Annotated in this window: 21 protein-coding genes; 1 reads left to right on the top strand and 20 read right to left on the bottom strand. The window is 70.1% G+C overall.

Features of this window, described 5'->3' with window-relative positions; genetic code table 11:
* Window positions 1-322: 322 nt before the first annotated feature.
* From ACFY01_RS31780 to ACFY01_RS31755, 6 genes are all read right to left on the bottom strand, one after another.
* Window positions 323-604, bottom strand: coding sequence for an HU family DNA-binding protein (locus tag ACFY01_RS31780; RefSeq protein WP_067273695.1), 282 nt, complete (start codon window positions 602-604; stop codon window positions 323-325).
* 425 nt (window positions 605-1,029) lie between these two features.
* Complete coding sequence (locus ACFY01_RS31775) at window positions 1,030-2,445, bottom strand: NAD-dependent malic enzyme (RefSeq protein WP_390739200.1); 1,416 nt, start codon at window positions 2,443-2,445, stop codon at window positions 1,030-1,032.
* A 345-nt stretch (window positions 2,446-2,790) separates the two neighbouring features.
* Window positions 2,791-5,178, bottom strand: a complete 2,388-nt coding sequence (locus ACFY01_RS31770) for a HelD family protein (protein WP_390739199.1) — start codon at window positions 5,176-5,178, stop codon at window positions 2,791-2,793.
* 175 nt (window positions 5,179-5,353) lie between these two features.
* The gene (locus ACFY01_RS31765) at window positions 5,354-6,127 is read right to left on the bottom strand and encodes an anti-sigma factor family protein (RefSeq protein WP_390739198.1); all 774 of its coding nucleotides are present in this window, start codon (window positions 6,125-6,127) and stop codon (window positions 5,354-5,356) included.
* A 50-nt stretch (window positions 6,128-6,177) separates the two neighbouring features.
* Window positions 6,178-6,699, bottom strand: a complete 522-nt coding sequence (locus ACFY01_RS31760; protein WP_010039908.1) for a sigma-70 family RNA polymerase sigma factor — start codon at window positions 6,697-6,699, stop codon at window positions 6,178-6,180.
* A 340-nt stretch (window positions 6,700-7,039) separates the two neighbouring features.
* Window positions 7,040-7,735: an ABATE domain-containing protein gene (locus tag ACFY01_RS31755; protein WP_390739197.1), complete on the bottom strand. Its 696-nt coding sequence runs from the start codon at window positions 7,733-7,735 to the stop codon at window positions 7,040-7,042.
* Between the two features lie 361 nt (window positions 7,736-8,096).
* Between ACFY01_RS31755 and ACFY01_RS31750 the strand changes: the two genes are divergently transcribed.
* On the top strand, window positions 8,097-8,636 hold the full coding sequence (locus ACFY01_RS31750) for a peptidoglycan-binding protein (protein ID WP_390739196.1): 540 nt from the start codon (window positions 8,097-8,099) through the stop codon (window positions 8,634-8,636).
* Between the two features lie 142 nt (window positions 8,637-8,778).
* Here the strand turns inward: ACFY01_RS31750 and ACFY01_RS31745 are convergent, their stop codons facing one another.
* The 14 genes from ACFY01_RS31745 to ACFY01_RS31680 all read right to left on the bottom strand — a co-directional run bounded on the left by ACFY01_RS31745 (window position 8,779) and on the right by ACFY01_RS31680 (window position 25,307).
* Window positions 8,779-9,306, bottom strand: coding sequence for a helix-turn-helix domain-containing protein (locus ACFY01_RS31745; protein WP_390739195.1), 528 nt, complete (start codon window positions 9,304-9,306; stop codon window positions 8,779-8,781).
* A gap of 272 nt (window positions 9,307-9,578) precedes the next feature.
* Entirely contained in the window at window positions 9,579-10,739 is a 1,161-nt protein-coding gene (locus ACFY01_RS31740) for a uroporphyrinogen-III synthase (RefSeq protein WP_390739194.1), read from the bottom strand.
* Window positions 10,740-10,824: 85 nt separating this feature from the next.
* Window positions 10,825-12,225, bottom strand: coding sequence for a nitrate/nitrite transporter (locus ACFY01_RS31735; protein ID WP_390739193.1), 1,401 nt, complete (start codon window positions 12,223-12,225; stop codon window positions 10,825-10,827).
* Between the two features lie 219 nt (window positions 12,226-12,444).
* Window positions 12,445-13,365 carry a hypothetical protein gene (locus ACFY01_RS31730; RefSeq protein ID WP_390739192.1) on the bottom strand — a complete coding sequence of 307 codons (921 nt, stop codon included), beginning with the start codon at window positions 13,363-13,365 and terminating at the stop codon, window positions 12,445-12,447.
* 924 nt (window positions 13,366-14,289) lie between these two features.
* Entirely contained in the window at window positions 14,290-14,952 is a 663-nt protein-coding gene (locus ACFY01_RS31725; RefSeq protein WP_390739191.1) for a hypothetical protein, read from the bottom strand.
* The gene (locus ACFY01_RS31720; RefSeq protein ID WP_390739190.1) at window positions 14,949-16,334 is read right to left on the bottom strand and encodes a hypothetical protein; all 1,386 of its coding nucleotides are present in this window, start codon (window positions 16,332-16,334) and stop codon (window positions 14,949-14,951) included. The genes ACFY01_RS31725 and ACFY01_RS31720 overlap by 4 nt, the downstream gene beginning before the upstream one ends.
* Complete coding sequence (locus ACFY01_RS31715; protein WP_390739189.1) at window positions 16,331-16,648, bottom strand: hypothetical protein; 318 nt, start codon at window positions 16,646-16,648, stop codon at window positions 16,331-16,333. The genes ACFY01_RS31720 and ACFY01_RS31715 overlap by 4 nt, the downstream gene beginning before the upstream one ends.
* A 117-nt stretch (window positions 16,649-16,765) precedes the next feature.
* The gene (locus ACFY01_RS31710) at window positions 16,766-17,746 is read right to left on the bottom strand and encodes a hypothetical protein (RefSeq protein WP_390739188.1); all 981 of its coding nucleotides are present in this window, start codon (window positions 17,744-17,746) and stop codon (window positions 16,766-16,768) included.
* Window positions 17,747-17,781: 35 nt separating this feature from the next.
* A complete protein-coding gene (locus ACFY01_RS31705) occupies window positions 17,782-18,441 on the bottom strand; it encodes a hypothetical protein (protein WP_390739187.1) in 660 nt (219 codons plus the stop codon).
* A 165-nt stretch (window positions 18,442-18,606) separates the two neighbouring features.
* A complete protein-coding gene (locus tag ACFY01_RS31700; RefSeq protein ID WP_390739186.1) occupies window positions 18,607-19,353 on the bottom strand; it encodes a hypothetical protein in 747 nt (248 codons plus the stop codon).
* A gap of 193 nt (window positions 19,354-19,546) precedes the next feature.
* Complete coding sequence (locus tag ACFY01_RS31695; RefSeq protein ID WP_390739185.1) at window positions 19,547-20,746, bottom strand: acyltransferase; 1,200 nt, start codon at window positions 20,744-20,746, stop codon at window positions 19,547-19,549.
* Complete coding sequence (locus tag ACFY01_RS31690) at window positions 20,743-23,073, bottom strand: glycosyltransferase (RefSeq protein ID WP_390739184.1); 2,331 nt, start codon at window positions 23,071-23,073, stop codon at window positions 20,743-20,745. The genes ACFY01_RS31695 and ACFY01_RS31690 overlap by 4 nt, the downstream gene beginning before the upstream one ends.
* Window positions 23,074-23,089: 16 nt before the next feature.
* A complete protein-coding gene (locus ACFY01_RS31685; RefSeq protein WP_390739183.1) occupies window positions 23,090-24,094 on the bottom strand; it encodes a hypothetical protein in 1,005 nt (334 codons plus the stop codon).
* A 229-nt stretch (window positions 24,095-24,323) separates the two neighbouring features.
* Window positions 24,324-25,307, bottom strand: a complete 984-nt coding sequence (locus ACFY01_RS31680) for a LysR family transcriptional regulator (RefSeq protein ID WP_390739182.1) — start codon at window positions 25,305-25,307, stop codon at window positions 24,324-24,326.
* Window positions 25,308-25,313 lie beyond the last annotated feature (6 nt).

The raw sequence follows: 25,313 nt of genomic DNA, 5'->3' as shown, positions 1-25,313 counted from the left end.
CGTGGAACTCGGCGCCAAGGCCGAACCCCCGGGCAAGGCCCTCGGCTGACCCCACCCCCACCACCCACCCCCGGCCGCATCACCCCAGCCACGGGCAGCTCGTTCGGGCTGGGGTCCGGTCTGTGCGCCTCGGTGCGCAAGCCTCGGCCGAGTGTGGCCGCGCAGCTCCCGCCGGCGGTTCAGCGTGGTGGCGAGGGGCCTGTGCCGCCCTGGTGGGGCGGGCTGGGGCGGTGAGCGTAATGGGGCGGCACCCGGAGTCCGGGTGCCGCCCCATCGGCGTTCTACAGTCCGTACGCCGTCCCGTGGCCTACGGACGGCAAGGTCACTGGCCCTTGGCCGCTTCCTTGAGCTTGCTGCCCGCGGAGACCTTCACGCTGTAACCGGCCGGGATGTTGATGGGCTCACCGGTCTGCGGGTTACGAGCGGTACGAGCGGCACGGTGGGTGCGCTCGAAGGTCAGGAAGCCAGGGATGGTGACCTTCTCGTCGCCCTTGGCGACGACCTCGCCGACGGTCTCGGCGAACGCGGCCAGCACGGCGTCGGCGTCCTTGCGGGTCACCTCGGCACGGTCGGCCAGCGCGGCCACCAGCTCACTGCGGTTCATGTTGTTACTCCCGTGTTCTTCTTGCCGTTGAGGCGTGCCACGCGGCAGAGCCGCATGTCGGGCACGGCCATGCCGATGCTGCCAGGGTCCTCGGAGAGTCCCCGGACCCGGGTCCGTCGTCAGACCCTCGCGCCCAGGGACGCATCCTGCCCCTACCTGCGGCGGGAAAGCCAATCCGGCACCCGTAGGAGTCGTGAGAACACCCTAGGGAGTCACACGAAAAGAGTGCCCGAACGTGGCCGACACCCTAGACGGCGGCTCCGCGCGCCGGGTTCCACGACGCGCCGGTACGACGCCCCGCCGTGGGGATGCTCACAAGGCTATGCACATCACCCACGGCCACGCATACCCACCCCGCGCCCGCACAGGCCCCAGGACTGGCCAGGACTGCCCCCGGACCGCCCCCGGACCGTCCCAGGACCGCCCTAGGACGCCGCGCCCACCGCCTTGGCCGCTTCCCGCACCGCGCCGGCCACGGCACCCGCGACCTTGTCGTTGAACACGCTCGGGATGATGTAGTTCGGGTTCAGCTCGTCCTCGGTCACCACGTCGGCCAGCGCCTGCGCGGCGGCGAGCATCATCTCGGTGTTCACCGTGCGGGACTGCGCGTCCAGCAGACCGCGGAAGACGCCCGGGAAGACCAGCACGTTGTTGATCTGGTTGGGGAAGTCGGAGCGGCCGGTGGCCACAACTGCGGCCGTCTGGCGGGCGATTGCCGGGTCCACCTCGGGGTCCGGGTTCGCGAGCGCGAACACGATCGCGCCCTCGGCCATGGCGGCCACGTCGTCACCGTCGAGGACGTTCGGGGCCGAGACGCCGATGAAGACGTCGGCGCCGTGCACGGCCTCCTTCAGGCTGCCCGTGAGGTTCTCGGGGTTGGTGTTGTCGGCGATCCAGCGCAGCGCCGAGTCGGCCGGGGCGCCCACCAGGTCCTCGCGGCCGGCGTGCACGACACCCTGGATGTCGGCGACGACGGCGTTCTTCACACCGGCGGCGATCAGCAGCTTGAGGATGGCCGTACCGGCCGCGCCGGCGCCGGACATCACGACGCGGATGTTCTCAATTGCCTTGCCCGTACAGCGAAGTGCGTTCTTCAGGGCGGCGAGGACGACGATCGCCGTACCGTGCTGGTCGTCGTGGAAGACGGGGATGTCGAGGGCCTCGCGCAGCCGCGCCTCGATCTCGAAGCAGCGGGGCGCGGAGATGTCCTCCAGGTTGATGCCGGCGAACCCGGGGGCGATCGCCTTGACGATCTCGACGATCGCGTCGGAGTCCTGGGTGTCCAGGCAGATCGGCCAGGCGTCGATGCCGGCGAAGCGCTTGAAGAGGGCCGCCTTGCCCTCCATGACGGGCAGCGCGGCCTTCGGGCCGATGTTGCCGAGACCCAGCACGGCGGAGCCGTCCGTCACGACCGCAACGGAGTTGCGCTTGATGGTGAGGCGGCGGGCGTCCTCGGGGTTCTCGGCGATCGCCATGCACACGCGGGCCACGCCGGGCGTGTAGACCATGGAGAGGTCGTCACGGTTGCGGATGGGGTGCTTCGACGCCATCTCGATCTTGCCGCCGAGGTGCATGAGGAAGGTACGGTCCGAGACCTTGCCCAGCGTGACGCCCTCGATGCCGCGGAGTTCCTCGACGATCTCGTCGGCGTGCGCGGTCGAGGAAGCCGCGATGGTGACGTCGATACGGAGCTTCTCGTGGCCGGACGCGGTGACGTCGAGGCCGGTCACCGAGCCTCCGGAGGACTCCACGGCGGTGGTGAGCTGCGAGACTGCGGTTCCGCTCGCGGGCACCTCCAGCCGGACCGTCATCGAGTAGGAGACGCTGGGCGCCGTTGCCATGGCCGACTTCCTCTGCTTTCACCGTGTCTCGGGCAATGCCGTCCGATCGTCGCACCTACCGCCGAGTAGGCGTTAGCCAGGCCGCATTGAGAACGTTTTGTTCACAACAAAAGAGGCCCACATCACATCGGACGTGGGCCTCTCGAACGTTCAGTGACACCGACCCGCCATGCTCGCCTCGCGGCAAGTGGTCGCTCGCAGCGACTATGGTTGGGCCCGGGGGCTTGGATCGGGCCGGTGCCACACCCAGGCTAACAAACGGATCCCGTAAGGCCATTCCCGTACGGGCGGTTCACAGGAAACCGGGACACAGGCACCAGGATCCGGGACACCGGCACCAGGACCTCAGTCCCGGAGCAGATCCGGTACCCCGGCCGCGTCCGGCTGGTCCCGCTCCCCGGAGACCACCGTCAACTGCTGGGTGGCCCGGGTCAGCGCGACGTACAGCACCCGCAGCCCGGCCGGCGACTCGTCTGCGATCTCCGCAGGTGAGACGACCACCGTGGCGTCGTACTCCAGACCCTTGGCCTCCAGGCTGCCCAGCGCCACCACCCGGTCGCCGAGCCCGGCCAGCCAGCGGGCGGCCTCCGCGCGCCGCTGCATGGCGACGACCACGCCGACCGTGCCGTCCACCAGGTCCAGCAGCCGCTCGGCCTCCGCGCGCACGGTGTTCTCCAGGGAATCCCGGACGACGCTGAAGCGTGGCTCGACCCCGGTGGACCGTACGGCCGACGGCGACTCGGAGCCGGGCATGGCGAGGGCGAGGACCTTCGCGGCCAGTTCGGCGATCTCCGCCGGGTTGCGGTAGTTCACGGTCAGCTGGAAGCGGCGGCGCGGGCGGGTGCCCAGGGCCTCGTCGCGGGCCTCGGCCGCCTCGTCCGGGTCGGACCAGGAGGACTGGGCGGGGTCGCCGACGACCGTCCAGGTGGCGTGCCGGCCCCGGCGGCCGACCATGCGCCACTGCATCGGCGTGAGGTCCTGCGCCTCGTCGACGATGACGTGCGCGTACTCGGTGCGTTCCTGCGCCAGCCGCTCGGCCCGCTCGCGCTGTGACTCCTCGCGGGCCGGCATCAGCTCCTCCAGGCCGGTGAGCTGGTCCAGCGGGTCCAGCTCGCGTCTCTTCTTCGGGCGGGCGGGGGCGCCGAGGACGGCCTGGAGCTCGTCGAGCATCGCGATGTCGTGCACGGAGTGGCCGTCCCGCTTGAGGGAGCGGGCGACCTTGCGGACCTCGCCGGGGTTCAGGATCCGCCGGGCCCAGCGGCCGAGCCGCCGCTCGTCCGCCATGGCCGCGAGGACGGCCTTCGGGGTCAGCTCGGGCCACCACGCGTCGAGGAACGCGAGGAAGCTGTCCTCCGTGCTGACGTCCTCGTCGAACGAGGACCGCAGCTCGGCGGCCAGCTCGGGGTCCGTGTGCCGGGTGCCCGCCCCGGACTGGGACCACAGGGCGTCGAGCAGCAGCTTGCGGGCGCGGGGCCGGAGCAGGTTGACGGGTGCGGTGCCGCCCAGGGCCGTGCGGCGGATCCGCTCCAGCGCGCCCGCCTCCAGCTCCAGCCGCCGCCCGAAGGCGACCACGCGGAGCCGGTCGGGCGGACCGGCGGGGGTGTCCTCGTCCCCGAAGGCGAGCTGGCCCTGAGCGGCGGCCGGGCTCGCGCCGCCCGAGCCGCCGGCCGGTCCCAGTTCCAGGGCCCCCCGGGCCGCCCTTCGCAGTACCTTCAGCATCCGGTACGAGCCCTTGGCGCGGGCCACGGACGGGGAGTCGTACAGGGTGGCCTCGGCGCCCTCGACCAGCGAGCCGATCGCGCGGATGGCGACCTGCCCCTCCTCGCCGAGCGAGGGCAGCACGCCCTCGGTGTACGCCACGAGCAGCGGCGTCGGCGAGACGATCAGGATGCCACCCGCGTACCGGCGCCGGTCCTGGTAGAGGAGGTACGCGGCCCGGTGCAGGGCCACGGCCGTCTTGCCCGTGCCCGGGCCGCCCTCGACGTAGGTCACGGAGGCGGCGGGGGCGCGGATCACAAGATCCTGTTCTGCCTGGATGGAGGCGACGATGTCCCGCATGGTGTGCGTACGGGCCTGGCCGAGGGCGGCCATCAGGGCGCCGTCGCCGATCACCGGCAGCTCGCCGCCGTCCAGGCGGGCCTTCAGCTCGGGGCGCATCAGGTCGTCCTCGACCCCGAGGACCCGGCGCCCCTTGGAGCGGATGACGCGCCGGCGGACGACCCGGCCGGGGTCGACCGGGGTGGAGCGGTAGAAGGGGGCCGCTGCGGGCGCCCGCCAGTCGATCACCAGGGGGGCGTAGTCCTGGTCGAGGACGCCGATGCGGCCGATGTGCAGGGTCTCGGCGATGTCGGCCGTGCCGTCGTCCCGGACGGCTCCTTCGGCGGGCTCGACCGCGGTGTACGCGCCGTCGGGGCCCTTCTTGCCGTCCTTGCCGAGCAGCAGGTCGATCCGGCCGAACAGGAAGTCCTCGAACTCGTTGTTCAGCCGGTTCAGGTGGACGCCCGCACGGAAGACCTGCGCGTCGCGTTCGGCGAGCGCGCCGGGGGTGCCGACCTGGCCGCGCTTGGCCGCGTCGTGCATGAGGAACTCGGCCTCGTGGATCTTCTCCTCGAGGCGCCGGTACACCCGGTCCAGGTGTTCCTGTTCCACGCTGATCTCTCGGTCGCGCAGGGAGTCCTGCGCCGAGTCGTGAACCGAGTCGACCGCGGTTTCCTGTTGAGCCTGAGCGGCCACCGGGCCCCCTTCTAACGTGCTGGGCAGCCGTCAACCGTACGCGAAGAGGGCCCCTTGAGGCGAGGGGCCCGCCCGACCGACCCGGCTGGAAACACCCGGGCCCGGCACACGCACCTGCGGCGATGCCACAGACGCGCACACCGGGCCCGGATCGCCCGTGCCGGCCGGCCGACGCCTACGCGTCGACCTGCACCAGCTTCTTGCCGTCGAAGGTCATGATCTCGAAGTGATCGATCTCGTTCGTCTTGAAGGCGGCGCCGCCCTGGGCGTAGAGCGGTTCCTTGGCCATCTCCGTCTTGGCGTCGGGGATGCCGTAGCCCTCGTTCGGGACCGACCAGGAGGTCATCGTCTCGCGCTCGCCGTTCTTGCCGACGGCGATGAGCGAGCACTTCAGGGGACCCTTGACGTTGCTGATCTGGACGACGCCCGCGGTGCCCCAGGGCTTCTCCTTCATCGCCACGGTCGCGGTCACCTTGGTGCTCGCGTCCGTCGCGGTGACCCTGTCGGACATCGTGTTGAACGTGTCCTTGGCGGTGGCCGACAGCGTCGTGCCCTTCTGGGCCGAGTCGCTGCCGCCGTTCACCGCCATCACGGCCACCGGACCGGTGATGATCAGCGCGACGGCCGCGGCGAGCATGAAGAAGCTCTTGCGGCGCTTCTGCGCGTGGCGCTCGGCGACCTCGTCGACGAGCTTGTCCATCAGCCGCGGCGTGGGCTTGGCGGAAAGGGATTCGCCGATCGCGGGTGTCCCTGCCCCGGTGCCCGGCAGGTCCGCCAGGGCGGCCAGCATCGGCTCCATCCCGGCGAGCTCGTCGAGCTGCTGGGCGCACCACTCGCAGGTCGCGAGATGCGCTTCGAAAGCGGTTGCTTCCGCGTCGTCGAGGATGCCTAGGGCGTAGGCGCCGACGGTTTCATGCTCGTTGGGCACCTGGCCCTGCCTGGGGCTCATGGGTCCAGACATACCCGGACCTCCCGCTCCGAATCCCCCGTAGACACTCATCACGCCGTCACCCCCCGCTCCTCCAGTGCGAGCTTCATCGACCGCAGGGCGTAGAACACCCGAGAGCGGACCGTGCCGCTGGGAATGCCCAGCGTCTCGGCCGCCTCGTTGACGGTACGCCCCTTGAAGTACGTCTCGACGAGGACCTCCCGGTGGGCAGGGGTCAGGTCGTCGAGCGCGTCGGACAGCGTCATCAGCCACAGCGCCTTGTCGATCTCGTCCTCCGCGGGGATGACCTCCAGCGGCGACGGATCGACCTCCTGCGGCCGGGCCTGCCGGCTGCGGTGGCCGTCGATGACGATGCGGCGTGCGACCGTCACCAGCCAGGGGCGTACCGATCCGGTCGCTCGATTGAGCTGACCGGCGTTCTTCCAGGCACGGATGAGCGTCTCTTGCACGACGTCCTCGGCGCGTTGCCGATCACCGGCGACCAGCCGAAGGACATACGCAAGGAGTGGTCCGGCGTGCTCGCGGTAGAGAGCACGCATCAGCTCCTCATCTGGTTCCGAGGGCTGGGACATGCGATGTCGGGCCCTCGATCCACGTTCATTGGCCACGGCCGCATCCTTGCGCACGCCCACCTCCGGTGTCCGGGGGTTCCCCCAGTCGGTCGCTCGCCCACACGTACGGAAGTGATCCGCGGCGTGTTCAAACCCGGGTGAGAAATTTCTCGGGGGTGACGTGACGAGGGGGACATGCGCGCACATTCCCACCGCATGATCTTTACATTTCCGACACATCGCCAAGGAGAACGGTGGACAGCCGGAGGTGCCCGCGCCACGCCGGAGGCAAACGCGGTGTTGTCGAAATCACTTCGACGCCAGACCGGTGCTTAGCTCACAGAAAACACCTACCGGACACTCAGGCTCGCGCGAGTGCCGCCCGCCGGCGGTGCCTCGCGACCCGTTCCCGGTTCCCGCAGACCTCGCTCGAACACCACCGCCGGCGTCGCCCGCGGGACGTGTCCACGTACATGATGGGGCAGTTGTCCCCCTCGCACTCCCGCACGGCCGCCCACGCGACCGGATCGGTCAGCAGCTCCACGGCGTCCCGGGCGACGGCCGCGAGCAGCGCCGCGCAGCACGGCGGCCCGTCCAACTCCCGCGCGAGCGCGCCGCCCTCGGCACGCACCGCGCGCGGGGCCGGGGGCGCGGGCCGGGCGAACTCGTTGAGGCGGGCGAGCGCGAGGTCGTACGGCGCGCTGTCGGTGCCGGGCGCGGATGTCCGGGAGTTGGCGACGGGCGCGGACGTCCCGGAGTTGGCGACGGGCGCGGACGTCCCGGAGTTGGCGCCGGGCGCGGACGTCCCGGAGTTGGCGCCGGCCCGCATCAACAGCTCCAGACATCCCCGCAGTTCACGGAAGCCCGCGAGCCAGGAGCCGTCGGCGTGCGCCAGGGGGGTGCCGGGCGGTACGAGTCCCGAGCCGGTGATCCAGGCGCGCAACGGCTCGACGGAGTAGAGCCGTTCGCCGGGGTGGGTGGTGGAGAGGAGATCCAGGCAGATCCGCCCCGCGTCGAACCGCAGCTCGTACCGGTCCGTGGCCGTACCCAGTGCCATGTGCCTGTCACCGCCTTGGGCTGGGGAACCGTTCCCTCTCCCACAGTGCCTGCCCACGCCCGAGGCCGGAACCCCTCGTACCGGCGGCGGGCACGCCCCGTCTCCCTCCCCGGGCCGTCCCACCCCGTCCCACGGGGTGCCCGTCCGGCCCCTGAGCGGCGGAGACCCTGAGCGGCGGGGACGCCGGTGGCGGGCGCACGGGCCGTCCCGTTCCGGTCCAGATACGCCGCCAGGCCTCGCCGCCCCCGCTCACGGCCGGGACCCTTTGTCCTGCGAGCCGGGACTCCTCGTCCCGCGAATCGCACCGAGAGCCGCCCCAGGGGGAACCACGGGGGACGGCGGTTCAGAAGGGAAACAGTTCATGAGCGTGCGCACCAAGACCGTCGCCCTGGCGACGGCCGCGCTGCTGGGCGCGGGAGCCATCGGCATCGCCCTGGCGCCGGCGGCGAACGCCGCCCCGTACCACGGCATCGACGGCGGCGGCGTCGTCACCGACGACTGGCAGGACGAGGAGGACCTGGGCGTCGACGACTACGCCGACAGCAACGCCACGGCCCTGTGGCAGACCGTCCTCTACGCGGACGGCGCCCAGTGGCAGGACGACGACGGCGACTGGCACAAGTTCAAGAAGGGCCAGATCGACGGCTCGTTCGGCCCGGAGACCGAGTCGGCCACCCAGTGGTGGCAGGAGCACTACCACCTCAGCGACAACGACGGCGTGGTCACCGACGACAGCTGGACCTTCGCCCAGCGATGGCTCTCCGGCCCGTCCTCGGGCAGCGTCGTCCGCTACGCGGGTGACGCCCGGCCCGTCGACTTCAAGCGGGTCAGCGGCAAGTACCGGGTGCGGATCAAGGGCACGGGCAACTGGAAGAACGCCTACTACGACCAACGCGGCTGAGTCACGCGCCGGCCCGGGGCGGGCGAGCCTGCGGTCCCCGGGGGCGGGCGGTCCCGGGGGCCGACGGTCACGCGGTCCCGGGGCCGGCCGCCACGCGGTCCCGGGGACCGGCGGTCCTGCGGTCCCGAGGGGGCGGGCGGTCCTACGGTCCCGGGGACGGGCGGTCGTACGGTCGGTCCGTCCCCCGGGGCAGCGCCCACAGCAGCCCCGCCACCAGCAGCGCGATGACAGCGAACGCGACCAGTGCCGCCGTGCGCCACCGCGCGCGCCCGGCGCCGGGCGGCTCGGGACCGGTGGCGGCTGCCCCTGCCGCGACAGCCCCTCCCGCGAAAGCCCCTGTTGGTACAGCCCTTGTTGCGACAGTCCCGTCCTCCGACGGCCCGGCGGCCGCCGCCGCTTCGGGTGGCGGCCAGGCCTGAGCGGCCAGCTCCCACAGCACCAGCAGCCGCGCCTGGTCCGCGCCCGCGAGCCGGCAGAGTGCCTGCGCCGCCGCCCACGGCGGCAGCTTGGTCCCGCTGAGGTACCGCTGCCAGGAGGACTTGCTGTAGGCGGTCCGCCGGGCCAGCTCGGCAAGGCTCAGACCCGTACGGTCCTTCAGGACGCGCAGCTGCCCGACCAGGTGCCGTACCTCTCCCGGCAGCGCGTCCGGCACGGACCGCCAGCGTGTCATCGTCGCCCCCCAGTGCTCGCCGTGCGACCGCCCGGTCGCGGCCCCCGCCCGCCACGGCAACGCCAGCCTGCCACCCCGCCGAAGGTCCGCGGCAGAGCGCACACGGGCCACCGGGAGCACTCGCCCCCGTCCGTGCAGGGCGCGCGAGACGGCCAGGCCCGCACGGGGTAGGAACCGACCCGAGTGGTGAGCCGGGCGCGCGCCGAACTCCTCAGCGTGGCGTGCCCGTCAGACGTCGGCGTACTTCGCGTCAGGCGTCGGCGTACTTCGCGTCAGGCGTCCGCGTACTTCGCGTCGGCCGCCGGATCGAGGGCGAGCCGGTAGCCCCGCTTCACCACCGTCTGGATCAGCTTCGGCGCCCCGAGTGCCGTACGCAGCCGGGCCATCGCCGTCTCCACGGCGTGCTCGTCCCGCCCGGCCCCCGGCAGGGCCCGCAGCAGCTCGGCCCGGGCCACCACCCAGCCCGGCCGTCGCGACAGCGCCCGCAGCAGGGACATCCCGGCCGGCGGTACGGGCTTCAGGTCGCCGTCCACCAGCACCGCGTGCCCGCGGATCTCCACCCGGTGCCCGGCGATCGGCAACGCGCGCGCCCGGCCCGGCAGTTCCTGGCAGAGCAGCTGGACGAGCGGCCCGAGCCGGAACCGCTCCGGCTGGACCGTCTCGACGCCCCGCGCCTGGAGCGGCAGCGCGGTGACCGGCCCGACGCACGCAGGCAGCACATCGCCGCTGAGGGCGGCGAGCAGCTCGGCCACCAGCCCCCGCTCCTCGGCCCGGTTCAGCAGCGACGCGGCGGCGGGCGCGCTGGTGAAGGTCACCGCGTCCAGCCCGCGCGAGAGGGCGGCGTCCAGCAGGCGGTCGACGGGCCCGAGGTCCTCCGGCGGCATCCACCGGTACACCGGCACCAGCACCACCTCGGCTCCCCCCTCCCGCAGCGCCTCCACGAAGCCGGGCAGCGGCTCGCCGTGCAGCTGTACGGCGATCCGGCGCCCGTCGACGCCCTCCTCCAGCAGCCGGTCCAGCACCTCCGCCATGGACTCGCTCGACGGCGACCACTCCTCGGTCAGCCCGGCGGCCCGTATCGCACCCTTGACCTTGGGTCCGCGCGCCAGCAGCTCCACCCCGCGCAGCCGCCCGAGCAGCGGCTCGCCGAGCCCCCACCCGTCGGCGGCCTCGACCCACCCCCGGAAGCCGATCGCGGTGGTGGCGACCACCACGTCCGGCACCTGGTCGATGATCTCCTTGGTGGCGGCGAGCAGTTCGCCGTCGTCGGCGAGCGGCACGATGCGCAGGGCAGGCGCGTGCAGCACGGCCGCCCCGCGCCGCTGGAGCAGCGCCCCGAGCTCGTCGGCCCGGCGCGCGGCCGTCACGCCCACGGTGAACCCGGCGAGGGGGCCGTGCCGGCTGTCGTCCGGTCGCTGCGTTTCGTCGTACATGGCTCTCCTAGCTGACCTGCATGCCGAACGAGCCTGTCAACGGCGCGTGACAGGCTCGGTTCGGGTTGATGTCGCCGGTGTTACGTCACACCTCCGCGTAGCTGAGCTGCGGCTTCGCCTCGGCGGCGGCCGCCGCGCGGGCCTGGCCGGCCGGGCTGCGAAGGTATACGGCCCAGGTCACCGCGAAGCAGACACCGTAGTAGGCCAGGAAGACGACGAACGCGCCGGTGCCGGAACCGTAGGAGAGGAAGGACTGCCGGAAGGCGAGATTGATCCCCACTCCACCGAGCGCGCCGACCGCCCCGATGAGCCCCATGGAGGCCCCGGACAGCCGCCGCCCGTGGGCCGCCGCCGCCTCGCCCTCCAGCCCCTTGGCCAGGGCCTTCGCCTGGAAGATGCCGGGGATCATCTTGAACGTGGACCCGTTGCCGAGCCCGCTGAGCACGAACAGCACCACGAACACGGCCACGAACAGCGGCAGCGACTTCTCCATGCTGGCCCCGACCAGGACGGCGGTGGCGGCGGCCATGCCCACGTAGTTCCACAGTGTGATCTTCGCCCCGCCGTACCGGTCGGCCAGCCAGCCGCCGACGGGCCGGATCAGCGAGCCCAGCAGCGGACCGATGAAGGTCAGGTACGCGGCCTGGAGCGGCGTCCGCCCGAACTGGTTGGTCAGCACCTGCCCGAAGGCGAAGCTGTAGCCGATGAACGACCCGAACGTCCCGATGTAGAGGAACGACATGATCCAGGTGTGCGCGTCCTTGGCGGCGTCCTTCGCCGCGCCAGTGTCGTTCTTCACGGTGGCGAGGTTGTCCATGAACAGCGCGGCGAGGACGGCGGCGACGACGATCAGCGGGATGTAGATCCCCAGCAGCACCCGCGGCCCGCCGCTCGCCCCGATGATCGCGAGGGCGACCAGTTGGATGACCGGCACGCCGATGTTGCCGCCCCCGGCGTTCAGGCCCAGCGCCCACCCCTTCTTCCTGAGCGGGAAGAAGGCGTTGATGTTGGTCATGGACGAGGCGAAGTTGCCGCCGCCGATGCCCGCGAGCAGCCCGACGAGGAGGAAGGTGCCGAACGACGTCCCCGGCTTCATCACGGCGAACGCGGCGATCGTCGGGATGAGCAGCAGGCTCGCCGAGATGATCGTCCAGTTCCGCCCGCCGAAGAGGGCGACCGCGAAGGTGTAGGGCACCCGGACGACGGCACCGACCAGCGTCACCACCGACGTGAGCAGGAACTTGTCTGCGGGGGTCAGCCCGTACTCGGGGCCCATGAACAGCACCAGCACGGACCACATGGTCCAGACCGAGAACCCGATGTGCTCGGAAAGCACGGAGAAGGCCAGATTCCGCCGGGCGGTCTTCTCCCCGCCCTCCTTCCAGAAGGCCTCGTCCTCAGGATCCCACTGCTCGATCCAACGGCCTCCCCTGCCGTGCGGGGCGGGGGCCGTACTGGGGGCAGGGGGTGGGACTGGGGCTGTCATGACGCCTCCACGGTGCTCCGGGGCTCGGTCTGCCATCGACTCGACTGACTCAACCCGAAGGTAGGAAGGACGCGTTTCCGGTCTGTGCCTGTGGGTGACCGGAAAGGAACTTTGCTCTCACCCCGCCGGGAGGCGGGATGAGAGGTTGCGGGGACGCCGGGTGCCGGCCGCCGCTTATTTCTTGTCGCTTGCCGAGGCAGATCGCGCCCCGGGGCGGGATCAGCGCTGCGGGGGCTGCCAGCCGGGGTGGGGCTGCGGGGGCTGGGGCTGGCTGTAGGGCCCGGAAGCCGACCCGGGCCCACCGTAGGGGCCACCTCCGTACGGCCCGCCTCCGTAAGGGCCACCCATGTACGGTCCACCCTGAACCGGCGGCTGGGCCGGCGGCTGGGCCGGTGACGGCCCCTGCTGCGGCACCACCGGCGAACCCGCATAGGGACCCGCATAGGGACCCGCATAAGGTCCCGCATTAGGTCCCGCATAGGGACCCACCTGCGGCGGCACCGGCGCCCCCACCCCCACCTGGGGCATGGACGCACCAAACGAAGACTGCGCACCAGGCGGCAGATACCGCACCCGCCCGCCTTCCTCCGTCACCCGCAGGAACCCGGCGGCCTGGAGCCGGCGCGCGAACTTCGCATTGCGCCGCCGGGTGACGAGCAACCCGATGCCCATGATCCCCATGAAGACGACCCAGGCGCCGCCCGCAACAGCGAAGTTGAAGGCGCCCCCGCCCTTCCGCACCGTATAGAGCACCAGCCCGACGGTGATGCCCAGCCCTCCGTAGGCCATACGCTTCTCGGCGTTCTTGCCGGTGAGGTCGAACTGGATCCGCGCCTTGAGCAGTTCGAGCGCATCGGGCACGACCGGCGGAAGCGAGACCCCGTCCGCGGCGTTCGGATACTGCGCCCAGTTCTGCGCGGCACGCGCCCGGGCCTGCGGGCTGTGATCGGGGACGATGACCAGCCTGAGCACGTTGTTGCGCGACCCGCCGTACCGCGCGTCGGCGTACTCGTACCCGAACTGCTGGGCGTAGAACGCCAGCCGGGCCAGCTTCTTCACGGATGACATCGCATTGGTGAGCTCAACGGGCTCCCCACTCGCCATCAACCGCAGCATCTTCCGCACCTGCCGCTTACCCACCGCGCCTGCCCCCCGCCCGACGACCGCGTCACTCTCTTCACTTACGCAACGCCCCAGTTTTCCACGCACCCACGCCCCCAAGACACCACCGACTCCCCGCTTGACGGGAACTTGGCCGAGCCTTGGAGGAGCCGCGATCGAGCCACGATCAGCGCCTGACCACAAGGCTCATCCCTGGCAACCCGGCTCAGGCATTAGCAACTACGAGTACGGCCGGCACCAACCCTCCCCAGACGGGCCGCAGGTGGAAGGAATGGGCTGCGGCAAAACTCAGATCAAGAGACTGCACGGACCCCCGCCCGGCGTGCACGCTCGACCGCCTCGGGAGAAACAGGGCGCTCACTGCTACTCCCTGATTGTCCGCTGGCTAGCTGATACAGCAGGAACAAGCGTCTCGGGCCAGGAACCGCGATGACCCCGATGAATCGCGGATCACCAGCGAACCAGACCTCAGCCACCTGCCTCGTCCTTTCCGTCTCGTGCCCCCGTCCGAGGCGACGGCGCCACCACACGGACCGAGCATGACCGTGAAGGATGACGGGCACGACGCCATCCGGATGATCCGGATCCGGGAAGGCGAGCCAGACATCACCAAGCTTCGCTCCGGAAATCCGCCCGATACCACTTTCGGGTGTCCTATGCACCTGCCAGGGATACACCTTCAGAACTCGACGCGCTCGAAGAGCCGAAGCGATGTATTGACGCTGAAGAAAAGCACGATACAGCGCGTACAAGGCAATAGGCAGCATGAACCACATTGTCCGCTGCCCGACGGAGAGCATGAACACGAAGCCACCGACACATACGGCAGGCCAAGCGGCCTGACCGACAACAGCGAAGGTCAACAACCTCGCCCAAGCAGCCTGCGTAGCAGAATCGTCCCAGGCAGAAGCAGACACCGCGGGATTGCGCGTACGCTCCACGTCACACCTCATCCTGGCCCACGAGTAGCGGATTTTTAAAAGTGACTATGCGGGCCACTTCCCGTAGTAAGTCGCGGTAGTGGTCAGCACGATGCACTGCAGGCGTTGAAAGAGTCAGTACAGCCAGCTTCGCTGCATCCGGATACGGAACGTGCACGGCAAGCTGAAGCAGTTTCTGCGGTGTTTCGGCAACCTGAGCGGTCACCAGAGTCTCCACAAGAGACGCCGGGCCGCAGGGCAGATCCAGAACCTCTACATAACGGGAGCCAAGCACTCCTGCGGCGATTCGAGCAGCAGTCACGCTACGCGGCGCCCAGGCGGTCCCCGTCCAACTGAGCGTGAAAAGTGACGGCAGCAGGGCTCCGTCACTCTCGTCATCGCGATGCAGACCCATTGAACAATGGACCACACCGCTGTGTGTCAGTACATGAAGCATGCGCTGAACCGGCGCGAGCAGTGAGACGAGCTGCCGACGTCTGTCGACAGAAATCGGCGCTTCCACAAATGAAAGTAACGGGCTTGTTCTCTCCGCGACCTCGAGCGTGTCCCCTGATCGGATAATTTCATTGAGCGGCAACGGAACGAACCCCGCGGGCAACGCGAACCAGATATCAGCGTCTTGCATCCGGGCGGACGAGTCGATAACGATCACTTCCGAATTCATGACGCTGCCGCCACTCCCCTGAAGAGGTAATGCAGAACGCCGGCCGTGGCCGATCCGTCGACCGTCCCGGTCCTGACGCCGTCCAGCGTGGAGGCAACAGCCTTGGCCGCATCGCTGTCGCTGCCAAGCGAATCGTAGAGACTTCCGGACACCCCGTACACGGCCGTGCCGGCTCCGAGCCACGTCGCGGTGTTCTCCACGACCGGCAGAACATCCCCCGTACGCGCTCCGAAGACGTTAACCCGCTCCAGCAGGCTCGCCGAATCGGAGATGGCCAACGCCTCGTCCCGGATCGTAGAACCGACCGTGGCGACCTTCTGCCCCAACGTAAAGGCGCTCTCCGCGGATTGGGCAGCGGCACTCAGCGCTTCAGGAGTCTTCATCAGACCTTTAGTCACTGCACCAAGCCCGGGTACGACGCCCAATGCATCTCCGACAACCGAGGTGACGTTGGTCCAGAAGTCTGCGTCGAGTTCTCCCTTCATAACCCCGTCCTTGAGGGAGGCCCAGACCTCTTCGTTCTGCAACCGAAGAGTGAGAGCGGTTCCGCTGAGGGCTGCTGCAACCACCATGAGGAGTGGAACGGCGAACGGTCCAGTCGCAAAGATGGCGATCACGCCCAGAACCGCAGCTACACCGCTGAGGATGTCGGGCAGGTTGTCCCCCAACCAGTCCGTGAACTTGTCCCAAGCACCAGGTTCATGCGGCGCCAGCTTCCTCGTCGAGTCGTGGATCTTGGCTGCCCTGTACCGCGCCCTTCCCTCGTGCTCCTCGGCCAGTTTCTTCGCCTCGGCGATGATTTTGTCGAGGTCGGCCTGGGCGGTTTCGACCGCTGTGTTGGCGTGGGTGAGGGCGGTCTGGGCGTCGTCGTGGCGGGAGCCCTTCTGGTCCAGGTCAGGGTCGTTCTTCGCCTTGGCCGCGTGGCCCTTTGCCTTGTCGAGGGCGTCCCGGGCGTCCTTGGCGTCGTCGTTCAGGCGCTTGGCTCGACGCTGGAAGTCGTCGAGTTCGCCTTCCCAGCCGTTGAGTTGGCGGGCTGCCTTGTGGAGCGAGCGCGCGGCGTTCTTGAGGTTGAGGGCCAGCGGGCCACCCTGGAGTTCCTCCCGGAAGGCGACGGCCGCGTCACCCTGCCAGTAGCTGCCGTCCATCAACCTGGTGACAAGGCCGTGCGTCTCCTCCAGGACCGACGCACAGGAGGCGAGCTTCTTGTGCAGGTCGCGCACGGTGTCCGTGTTGCCCGGCGTCGGATTGAAGCCAAGGTGCGTGTACGGGTTCGGGAGGTCCGGACCGTAAGGGGTCGGCTTCAGGCCCTGCGGGAGGTCGCCGCTGCGGTGCGCGACGGAATCGAGGTACGGGTTCGCTTCGACGCCGGGAGCCGTCGTCACTTTCCGCTCCCGTTCCTGCCGTGCTTGCCCTTCTTCAGCGCCTCCTCCAGCGCCTTGTCGACCTCCCGATAGCTGTCCTTGCTCTGACCGATGATCTCCGCGAGATTCTCGGTCTGTTCACCGATCTGCTCGGTGCCGTACTTCCAGTCCTCTTGGAAGTCCTCGCAGGCGGAGTCCAGGTCGTCGGTGCCGAGGCCGCTGACGGTGGCGTCGCCGAGCGCCTTGCGCAGGCCCTTCAACGAGTCACTCGACTTGTTCAGCAACTTCATGAAGTGCTTCAGCTCGTCGTCGTCGACGGCCAGCCGGTCTGCCACGTGCTCAGCTCTCCTGGGTCGGTCCCGTGTGAAGCGGGCGCGCTATCCGCTCATCGACCCAGGCAACCGCCCGTCCCCCCTTGAGGGGACGAGCGGCCTATGCGTTGGCGCCCTCCGTCATCGGTTGACGGCCTGGATCTCCTGCACGACGACATTCTGGGTCGCCCCGAAGGTGCCGTCAGGCAAGGTGTCGCCGTTGCCGTCGCTGCCCGTCCAGTGGATCTGCCAGGTGATGGTGGCCTTGAGGGGGTAGGAACCGTTGCCGGAGGAGCGCAGGTATTTCACTCCACAGGGTGGCGTCTCGTCGGACTTCCCCTTGGCGTAGGGCTCGCCGATGCTGCCGTCCTTGATCTGACAGACGCCCGACGCCGGGTACGTCTCCGCGTCCGACGTACCCGGGTCGATCTTCAGGGAGACCGGCTCGGCAGTCGTCGTCGCGGAGATACCCAGCACCGGAATGGAGGCGGTGACGGAGACCGGCTTGAACTTTGCTCCGTCCAGCCAAGCCCAGGTGGGGAGATTCACCTTCGTCGTGTTCGCCGGGGCCAGCGTCACCTTCGTGCTGGGCACGCGGATCTCGTTGTAGGCCAGCTCGGCGAGAACCTTAGGAGTGACGGCGTTCTCGACGTTCGCCGGCGGAGGGTCACCCTTGTCGACCCAGAAAATCGGTTCCTTACACTTGTCCCAGCCCGGCGGGAAGTCCTTGTTGACGTACGAGTCCCACCAATAGCCCTTGCCGGCCTTGTCCTTGTTGAAGTCCTTGTACGGATGGCCGTCGACATACCTAGCGCGCTGCTCGGCATCCCACTCATACCCCGTCGAACCCGCCTCCCAAATCGGCTCCAGGTAAGCCTTGAGCTTGGCCGGGGTGTACTTCGGCGCGTACCAGCAGGCCGGCGGGGTCCAGGAGGTGGTGGAGGTTACCGGGCCCACCGAGTCGCCCGAGCCGTTCTTCGAACGGTCGTAGACGATGACGCCGACCGTGGAGGAAAGATTGCCGTCGTCAGTGGCGTTTCCGTGTTGCTCGGTCTGCCCGTTGCTGCCGTGCTTGTCGCGCTCAGCGAAGGCCGCATGGGACGCGAAGACGGGAACACTCACAAGGGTCAGGACCGTCGCGACCCTCGCCAACTTCCTTAGGGCTGGCACGCCTTGTCCCCCCTGTTCGAAACGATGTTGGTGGTCTGCCAAACTCCGTCGGCGTTCTTGGCAAGTGTGGTGTGGTAGAGCACGTAGGCGTTCGAGGTCGTCGGCGTCCTATCGACCTTCTTCGTCTTTTTGTTCTTAATGAAGGACTTGCTCTCATCAGAGCAATAGGTGACGTATGCCTCTTTGGCCCCCGAAAGCGTCACCTTACGGTCGAAGTACCGGGTCTCACCGATCCACGTGTCTTTGTCCTTGATATATCCCTGCACGTACGTGATCGACGAGTCAAGAGCCTTGCCCGTGTTGTAGAAGCCAAGCGCCTTCGTACTCGCACTTCCCTTGAAGATGGCCTCGTCCACGGAATTGACGCTCAAAGCACTGTCCGCAAGGACCGCGTCTTTCGTCGGATCACCGGTCTTCGTCTCCTCGAAGACGTTCTTGGCGTCAGACGGGAAACTGATCTTCGGTCGCCCAGCTGCAGCCGACGCCGAAGCACTCGGCGAAGCCGAAGCCGAGCCCCCCGTGTCCGCGCCCGCGATCTTGTCGTTGCCCTTCGAACCGCCGTCTCCACCCCCGCCGCAACCGGCAAGGAGAAGTGCGGCCATCGCGCCGGCGGTGGCTGTCGTGAGCAGGCGGGGGCGGCGGGTCACGGTGGGCTCCTGGTGGGGCGTTCGGGGTTGGTGAAGCAGTCGGTACGGTATCGAGGCTGCCAGTTGGGGCACCAGGGCGGGTTGGTGTGGCCCGGGGTCGGTGCCGTCTCGTGACATTGCAACAGGGGGGCGAGCAGTGATCAGTGATCAGTGATCAGGCAGTTCTTACTCGCCTACGTACGCCAGCGTGTCGCTTCCCCCGTCGTCCCACTCGATGTTCACGCTGTCGCCCGAACGCTTCAGCGTTGCCGTGAGGTAGTCGTCCTTCTTGGTGCTCTCGGTGCTCATGGGCTTGAGGACCATGCGGAAGGTGCCGTCGCTGCGGTCCATGCCGAGGCCGGTGAGGATGCCCTTGCCGCCGGGGTCGATGTAGGAGAGGGCGTGTTTGCCCTTGTAGGTACCGGAGTTGTACTTCTCGCCGATGGTCAGGGTCTTGTTGGCGTCGTCCTGCCACTGGCCCTGGAACCCGGTCGCGGGGGCGGCGGTGGCGGAGTCGGAGGGGGACTCCGTGTCTTGGTCGGGCGCCTCGTCCGTCGGTGTGGATGTTGCGGTCGCTGTTGCGGTTGCGGACTCGCTTACCTGGGCCAAAGGTCTGTTGGGCTTGTCGTCGCCGTTTGTGGCCAGGTAGACGCCGCCGGCGATCAGGAGTACGGCCGCCGCGGCTCCGGACACTATGAGGGCCAGTTTCCTCTTGTCGCGGGCGCCGCCTCCCGGAGGTGGCGGTGGGGGCGGAGGCGGGTAGGCGCCGTACTGGCCGCCTCCGGCGTACTGGCCCGCGCCGTACGGTCCGCCGTAAGCGGGCTGCGTCGCGTACGGGTTGGGGGCCTGCCCGGGGGCCTGGGCGGGGGGCTGTGGTGAGTACGGCCCCGGGTACGGCTGCTGCGGCGGCGGCCAGCCGGGAGGCTGCGTCATCTTGGAGTGTCACTCCTCGGGTCGGTCGGGTCGGTGGGTCGGGCTGGTCGGCGGGCTGGCATTGGATCAGATGCACCGGTACCAGCAACCAGCAACCAGCCGAATCCCCCGCCCCCCACGCACCAACCTTCGCCACACCGCCCGCCGCGCGCAAGCGTGTTCCCGTGCCGCTCCTCCCAACTGCCGCCCCGATTCAGTGCCTTCGCCGGGGCCCCGCACGATGTGCACCGTTCGGCCACAACCGGGGAGCTCGCCTCGCCGCGATGTCCTCGATCCAGCCGAGGGCGAGGATCGTCAGGGCGATCAGCGGCCAGACCAGGAGGAACATCCAGAGCGTGTACGTGGCGTCGAGCGCCGCCACCGCGCGGTCGCCCTGCATGAACGGGAGGTCGTAGGCCTGGTCGATGATCGGGACCGTCGCCATGATCAGCAGGTTGTGCCACAGGTAGATCGTGACGGCACGGTTGTTGGAGAGGGTGACGAGCTTGTCCCAGCGGCGCAGGCGGCCCGGCAGTTCCTGCCATGACGGGGAGTACTGGAGCAGGATCACGACGAAGCCGAAGGACCAGCTCGCCTGTGCCAGGGGGATGTCGTTCAGGTCCCAGCCGTCCGGGCCCAGGTGGCCCGACGCCCACCACAGGGCGAAGGACATCAGCAGGGCGGAGGAGGAGACGGCCAGATAGCGGGGGACGCGGCGCAGCACGCCCTCGTGGTGGGCGAAGCCCAGGACCCAGCAGCCGCCGTACACCGCGAAGTCGGTGACCGCGTTGCCCGTCTCGCCGGGGATGGTGAGCAGGCCGGTGCCCAGGACCGCCGTCAGGCCCAGGGGGGCCAGCAGCGTCGGCCAGGGCGCCCTGCGGAACGCCCACAGCAGGAGGGGGGACGCCGCTACGAACCACAGGTACGCGCGCAGGTACCACAGCGGCCCGACCGCCTGCACCGCCCAACTGTCCTCCAGCAGGCCGGACTCGGAGCCGATGTGCCAGGGGAAGGGTGGGGCGCCCAGGGGGAGCACGTAGTCCACCAGGCTCAGTACGCCCCAGGTGCCGCCGTTGTCCGGGTCCTTCACCGGGTTCCAGCCGCCCGCGAACAGCAGCGTGAGCGCCGGCGCGCTGAACGCCCACAGCGGCGGGAGCAGCCTCCGTACCCGGTCCCGGATCACCTTCGGCGCCGGGCGGTTCAGGGAGCGGGCCATCAGGGAGCCGGCCAGCGCGAACATCACGCCCATGGAGGGGAACAGGACCGTCAGCCACGCCCAGCCGAAGAGGTGGTAGACCACCACGCGGACCAGGGCGACCGAGCGGAGGAGGTCCAGGTAGCGGTCCCGGCCGCCGGGCGGTGGTTTCCGGGCGACGGAGGATGAGGATGAGGTTACGGCTTCCGTACCGGTCATGCCACCGGCCTCCGATCACTGCTGCTCCTGCCGGCGCTGCCGCTCCTGCCGGGCGTTCGCGGGCCCGGCACCTGGTCGCCGCCCGGTGCCCGGCCGCCGTTCGGCGCCTCGACGACGCCCGTGCGCCGCAGTTTCTGCCAGCGCAGGCGGCCCCCGGTGAGCGCCGTGATCCAGGACTGGAGGAGTACGACGTACATGAGCTGGCGGTAGAGGATCTGCTGGAGCGGGAGCGAGATCAGGTGGGTGACGCGTTCGCGGTCCAGGCGGAAGGCGTACGCGGCGCACACGGCCTGGACGGCCAGGACGCCCAGCCAGGCCGCGATCGTCCTCCCGGTGGGGCCGAAGACGATCCCATAGAGGAGGAAGACGTCGATCAGCGGGGCCAGGAGGGGGGCGAGCACCATGAAGAGGGAGACCAGGGGCAGGCCCACCCGGCCGAAGCGGCCCGAGGGGCCGCGTTCCAGCAGTGCCCGGCGGTGTTTCCAGATGGCCTGCATCGTGCCGTACGACCAGCGGTAGCGCTGGGACCACAGTTGCTGGACGGACTCCGGGGCCTCGGTCCAGGCGCGGGCCTTCTCCGCGTACACCACCCGCCAGCCGTCCCGGTGCAGGGCCATCGTGATGTCGGTGTCCTCGGCGAGGGTGTCGTCGCTCATGCCGCCGACCCGTTCCAGGGCGGACCGGCGGAAGGCTCCGACGGCGCCGGGGATCGTCGGCATGCAGCGCAGGATGTCGTACATCCGGCGGTCGAGGTTGAAGCCCATCACGTACTCGATGTGCTGCCAGGCACCGATGAGCGAGTCCCGGTTGCCGACCTTGGCGTTGCCGGCCACCGCGCCCACCCGTGGGTCGCCGAAGGGCTGCACCAGTTCCCCGACCGTGGACGGCTCGAAGACGGTGTCGCCGTCCATCATCACGATCAGGTCGTGACTGGCGTTCGCCAGGCCCCGGTTGAGCGCGGCGGGCTTGCCCGCGTTGCGCTGGCGGATCACCCGGACGCCGGGCAGGCCCATCGCCTCGACGATCCGGGCCGTGCCGTCGGTGGAGCCGTCGTCGACGACGACGATCTCCACGGGGTGTTCGCTCGCCGTCAGGGAACGGACGGTGTTCTCGATGCACTTGGCCTCGTTGTACGCCGGGACCAGCACCGACACCGGTTCGGTGACCGGCGGCCCCCAGCGGAAGCCGCGGCGGCGCACCCGGCGGGCGTGGGCGCCGGAGAGCAGGAACATGAGGACGAAGCGGCCGATGACGAGGGCGCCGACGACCGCGAGGCCGGCCACCATCGCGCCGGTGATGTCGTCGGAGGCCTGGACCAGGAAGATCCACGCCTTGCCCTTCCAGAGGCCGAGGCCGGTCACCGGGGTGTGGGCGCTGGGCGCGTTCAGGGCTTCGGTCAGGTTGTCGAAGGTGTAGCCCTGTTTCTGGAGCAGGGGCAGGAACCGGTCGAGGGCCTGGACCGTCTGGTGACGGTCGCCACCCGAGTCGTGCATGAGGACGATCGCGCCCTTGCCGTGGTGCGGGGTGGCCCGGCGGATGATCTCCGTGACGCCGGGCTTGCGCCAGTCCTCGCTGTCGGTGTCGTTGACGACCGTGATGTAGCCGCGGGTGCCGATGTACCGCGTCACCGGCCAGGACCTGTCGTCCATGGCGTCGGCGAAGGAGGAGTACGGGGGACGGAAGAGGGACGTACGGATGCCCGCCGCGCCCGTGATCGCCAGCTGGTTCTGGGACAGCTCCCAGTCGATGCGCTTCCTGGACTGGTAGGAGAGATCGGGGTGGTTGAAGGTGTGCAGGCCGACCTCGTGGCCCTCGGCGACCATGCGCCGGACGAGGTCCGGGTAGCGGGAGGTCATGGTGCCGGTGACGAAGAAGACCGCGTGCGCGTGGTGCTTCTTCAGCACGTCCAGGACCTTCGGGGTCCAGGTCGGGTCGGGGCCGTCGTCGAAGGTGAGGACCAGGCGGTGGTCGGGGACGCGCAGGCTGGAGGTGCGGCCGCCGCGGGTGTCGATGACCGGGCCGCCGTCGAGGATCTTCTCCGGCACCTTGCCGGTGGAGGCCTCGGGGCGGATGCGGTGGTCGGCGAGGATCTCGCTGTGCACGTAGCCGCGCAGCATCAGCATCGCGACCAGGGCCAGGAGCAGGAGCAGGGGCAGCAGCAGGCGCAGGGGGAGGCGGCGGCGCGGGCGGTCCGGAGGGGTGGGCGTGGGTGTGGGCGCCGACGCCGCCGCGGGTGCGGTTGCGGTTGCGGTTCCGGTTGCGGTTCCGGTTCCGGTTCCGGTTTCGGTTGCGGCTTCGGTTCCGGTACGGCGGATACGTGAGGTCATCGGAAGTGCTGCCCCGTCACACGGAGGTCGGGGAGGCGATGGCCAGGGCCGGTCCGACCGGGCCGTCGGCCACCGTGCCCGTTCCCTTTCCGGTGCCGGTGCCGGTTCCGGTTGCGCCGCCCGGTCCCGTACCGGTTCCCGTGCCCCCGTCGCCGCCCGTGGACGGCGACGGGCTGACGGAGCCGCCGGTCGGGCCGGTCGGGGTGGGTGAGGTGGCCGAGGTGGTCGGTGCCGTGGGCTCGGCATCCGGGGAGGAGCCGCCCGCACCGCCCACGCCGGAGGTCGGGTTCGTCGCCGTCGGCTGCGGATCGGCGGAGGCCCCCGGCTGCCTGGCGGTCCCCGTGGCACCGGACGCGGCCGCGCTGCCGCCCGGCGACGGGGCGGCGGCGCCGGGCACCCTCGCACGCGCACCGGGCGCGGCGCCGGTGTGGCCGGAGGGCCGGGCGGAGTCGGCGGGCGCAGGGGAAATGTCCACCTGGCCGGCCGGCTTGTCCTCGTTCTGGCCGGGCACGGGCAGCCAGGGCGCGTCCGAGCTGCCGGACAGGAGCGTGGCGACGATGACGACGGCGTAGACCGCGCAGGCGATGCCGGCGCACATGCCGAGGCGGCGGAAGGTGCGCCTGCGGCGGCCCGACGCGTCGACGAAGACCGGCCCGCCGGAAGGGTCCTGGCCCTCGTCGCGCGACGCCCGTCCGTGCTCGGCGAGGCGTGTACGTTCGTCCGCGATCCGGTCGGCGTCGAGCTGGACGGTCACCTCGAGCGGATCATGCGCCTGCGGATCACGGGGCTGCGGGACACGGGCCTGCGGAACACCGGCCTGCGGGACACGCGCCTGCGGATCACCGGCCTGCGGATCGTGCGCCTGCGAGTCATGCGCCGACCGCCCGGCCGCTCCAACACCTCCCACTGCCGGCAGCACCGCCGGCAACACCGCCGTCGGCCCCGCGTCAGACACCGCCCCGCCCGGCAGGACGTCCGTCGTTCCGGTCTCCGGGAAACTCTGGACGTCGTTCCCGGTCACCGGGAGGTCCTGGGTCCCGAGCTCGGCATCGGGCCATTGCGTTCGGGCGTTTTCCGGCCACTTGTTCACGCGCACGCGCCTTCCCCCCACGGGAATGTTTCCGGGCGCGCATACGACTCCGAGCCCGCGCCGTCGGACCCGGCCCCCACCGGTCCGAGCGCCCCCCTTGTCTCACCATGCTCGGCTGTCCCGAACGTAGCGCCGACTCGGAGCGGGGACTTCGGAAGTTTCAATGGTGAACGGAAGTGACCGATTCACTGATCGATTCATCGATGGCTGGAATCCACGCGCTTTCGGGTCTCCGCAACCACCCGCGTTCCGCGGCGAGTTCGGCCGCGGCCCGGCGAACCGCGTCGAACGCGGGATGCGCGAGCCCCCTGCGCCACACCAGCGACACGGGCGACAGCGGGACGGGGTCGACGAGCGGCCGCACCACCGTACGCGGCAGGGCGGAGAAGCCGGTCACCGCGAGCACCGGGTTACCGGTCTTCGCCATGAGCCGCTCGAACTCCTCCTCCCCCACGGCCAGCGGCGCCGGTGGCGCGACCTCGATGCCGCGTCCGGCGAAGAGGCGGTGGGCCAGGTCGGTCCACTCCGGCGTACGCGCGTTGCCCGCCCCGGCGTACACGGTCTCGCCCGCCAGCGCGTGCAGCGGTACCGCCGCCAGCGGCGCCAGCCGGTGCGCCTCGGGCAGCACGACCGCCATCGGCTCGTACCGTACGAGCTGTTGGTCCAGCCCGGCCCGCAGCGCCGGGTCCAGGCCCGCGAACCTGCCGAACGAGACGTCCAGGCGCCCGGCGAGCAGCTCGGCCGCCGCTCCCGTGAGCCCGCTCTCGTAGCGGGCCATCAGCTCGTGCTCGGGGGCGAGTTCCCGCGCCCGGTGCAGCACGCGGCGGCCGGTGTCCAGGTTCGGGGAGTTGAGGTCGACCAGGAGGGGGCGGGCCTGTCCGAAGGCGGCGAGCAGGTCGTCCTGGGCGACGAGGACCCGCCGGGCGAGCGGCAGCAGGCGCTCGCCGTCGGCGGTCAGCGCGACCTGCCGGGTGGTGCGGACGAACAGCTCGGCGCCCAGCTCCCGTTCGAGGCGCCGCACGTCACGGCTGAGGGCCTGCTGGGCGATGTACAGACGGGACGCGGCGCGGGTGAAGTGCAGTTCCTCGGCGACGGTGACGAAGGCGCGCAGGAGGCGGGGGTCGAGGTGGGCGGGAGTGGGCACCGGGCG

Origin of the sequence: Streptomyces sp. NPDC001480, assembly GCF_042894725.1 — a bacterium.
Lineage (GTDB): Bacteria > Actinomycetota > Actinomycetes > Streptomycetales > Streptomycetaceae > Streptomyces.
This window is presented reverse-complemented; position numbering and strand designations above follow the sequence as displayed.

What these genes read in the sequence shown, in the direction of transcription:
- ACFY01_RS31780 (WP_067273695.1), bottom strand. Translation starts at nt 604, where the DNA reads ATGAACCGCAGTGAGCTGGTGGCCGCGCTGGCCGACCGTGCCGAGGTG.
- ACFY01_RS31775 (WP_390739200.1), bottom strand. Translation starts at nt 2,445, where the DNA reads ATGGCAACGGCGCCCAGCGTCTCCTACTCGATGACGGTCCGGCTGGAG.
- ACFY01_RS31765 (WP_390739198.1), bottom strand. Translation starts at nt 6,127, where the DNA reads ATGAGCCCCAGGCAGGGCCAGGTGCCCAACGAGCATGAAACCGTCGGC.
- ACFY01_RS31760 (WP_010039908.1), bottom strand. Translation starts at nt 6,699, where the DNA reads ATGTCCCAGCCCTCGGAACCAGATGAGGAGCTGATGCGTGCTCTCTAC.
- ACFY01_RS31755 (WP_390739197.1), bottom strand. Translation starts at nt 7,735, where the DNA reads ATGGCACTGGGTACGGCCACGGACCGGTACGAGCTGCGGTTCGACGCG.
- ACFY01_RS31750 (WP_390739196.1), top strand. Translation starts at nt 8,097, where the DNA reads ATGAGCGTGCGCACCAAGACCGTCGCCCTGGCGACGGCCGCGCTGCTG.
- ACFY01_RS31745 (WP_390739195.1), bottom strand. Translation starts at nt 9,306, where the DNA reads ATGACACGCTGGCGGTCCGTGCCGGACGCGCTGCCGGGAGAGGTACGG.
- ACFY01_RS31740 (WP_390739194.1), bottom strand. Translation starts at nt 10,739, where the DNA reads ATGTACGACGAAACGCAGCGACCGGACGACAGCCGGCACGGCCCCCTC.
- ACFY01_RS31735 (WP_390739193.1), bottom strand. Translation starts at nt 12,225, where the DNA reads ATGACAGCCCCAGTCCCACCCCCTGCCCCCAGTACGGCCCCCGCCCCG.
- ACFY01_RS31725 (WP_390739191.1), bottom strand. Translation starts at nt 14,952, where the DNA reads ATGAATTCGGAAGTGATCGTTATCGACTCGTCCGCCCGGATGCAAGAC.
- ACFY01_RS31700 (WP_390739186.1), bottom strand. Translation starts at nt 19,353, where the DNA reads ATGACGCAGCCTCCCGGCTGGCCGCCGCCGCAGCAGCCGTACCCGGGG.
- ACFY01_RS31695 (WP_390739185.1), bottom strand. Translation starts at nt 20,746, where the DNA reads ATGACCGGTACGGAAGCCGTAACCTCATCCTCATCCTCCGTCGCCCGG.
- ACFY01_RS31690 (WP_390739184.1), bottom strand. Translation starts at nt 23,073, where the DNA reads ATGACCTCACGTATCCGCCGTACCGGAACCGAAGCCGCAACCGAAACC.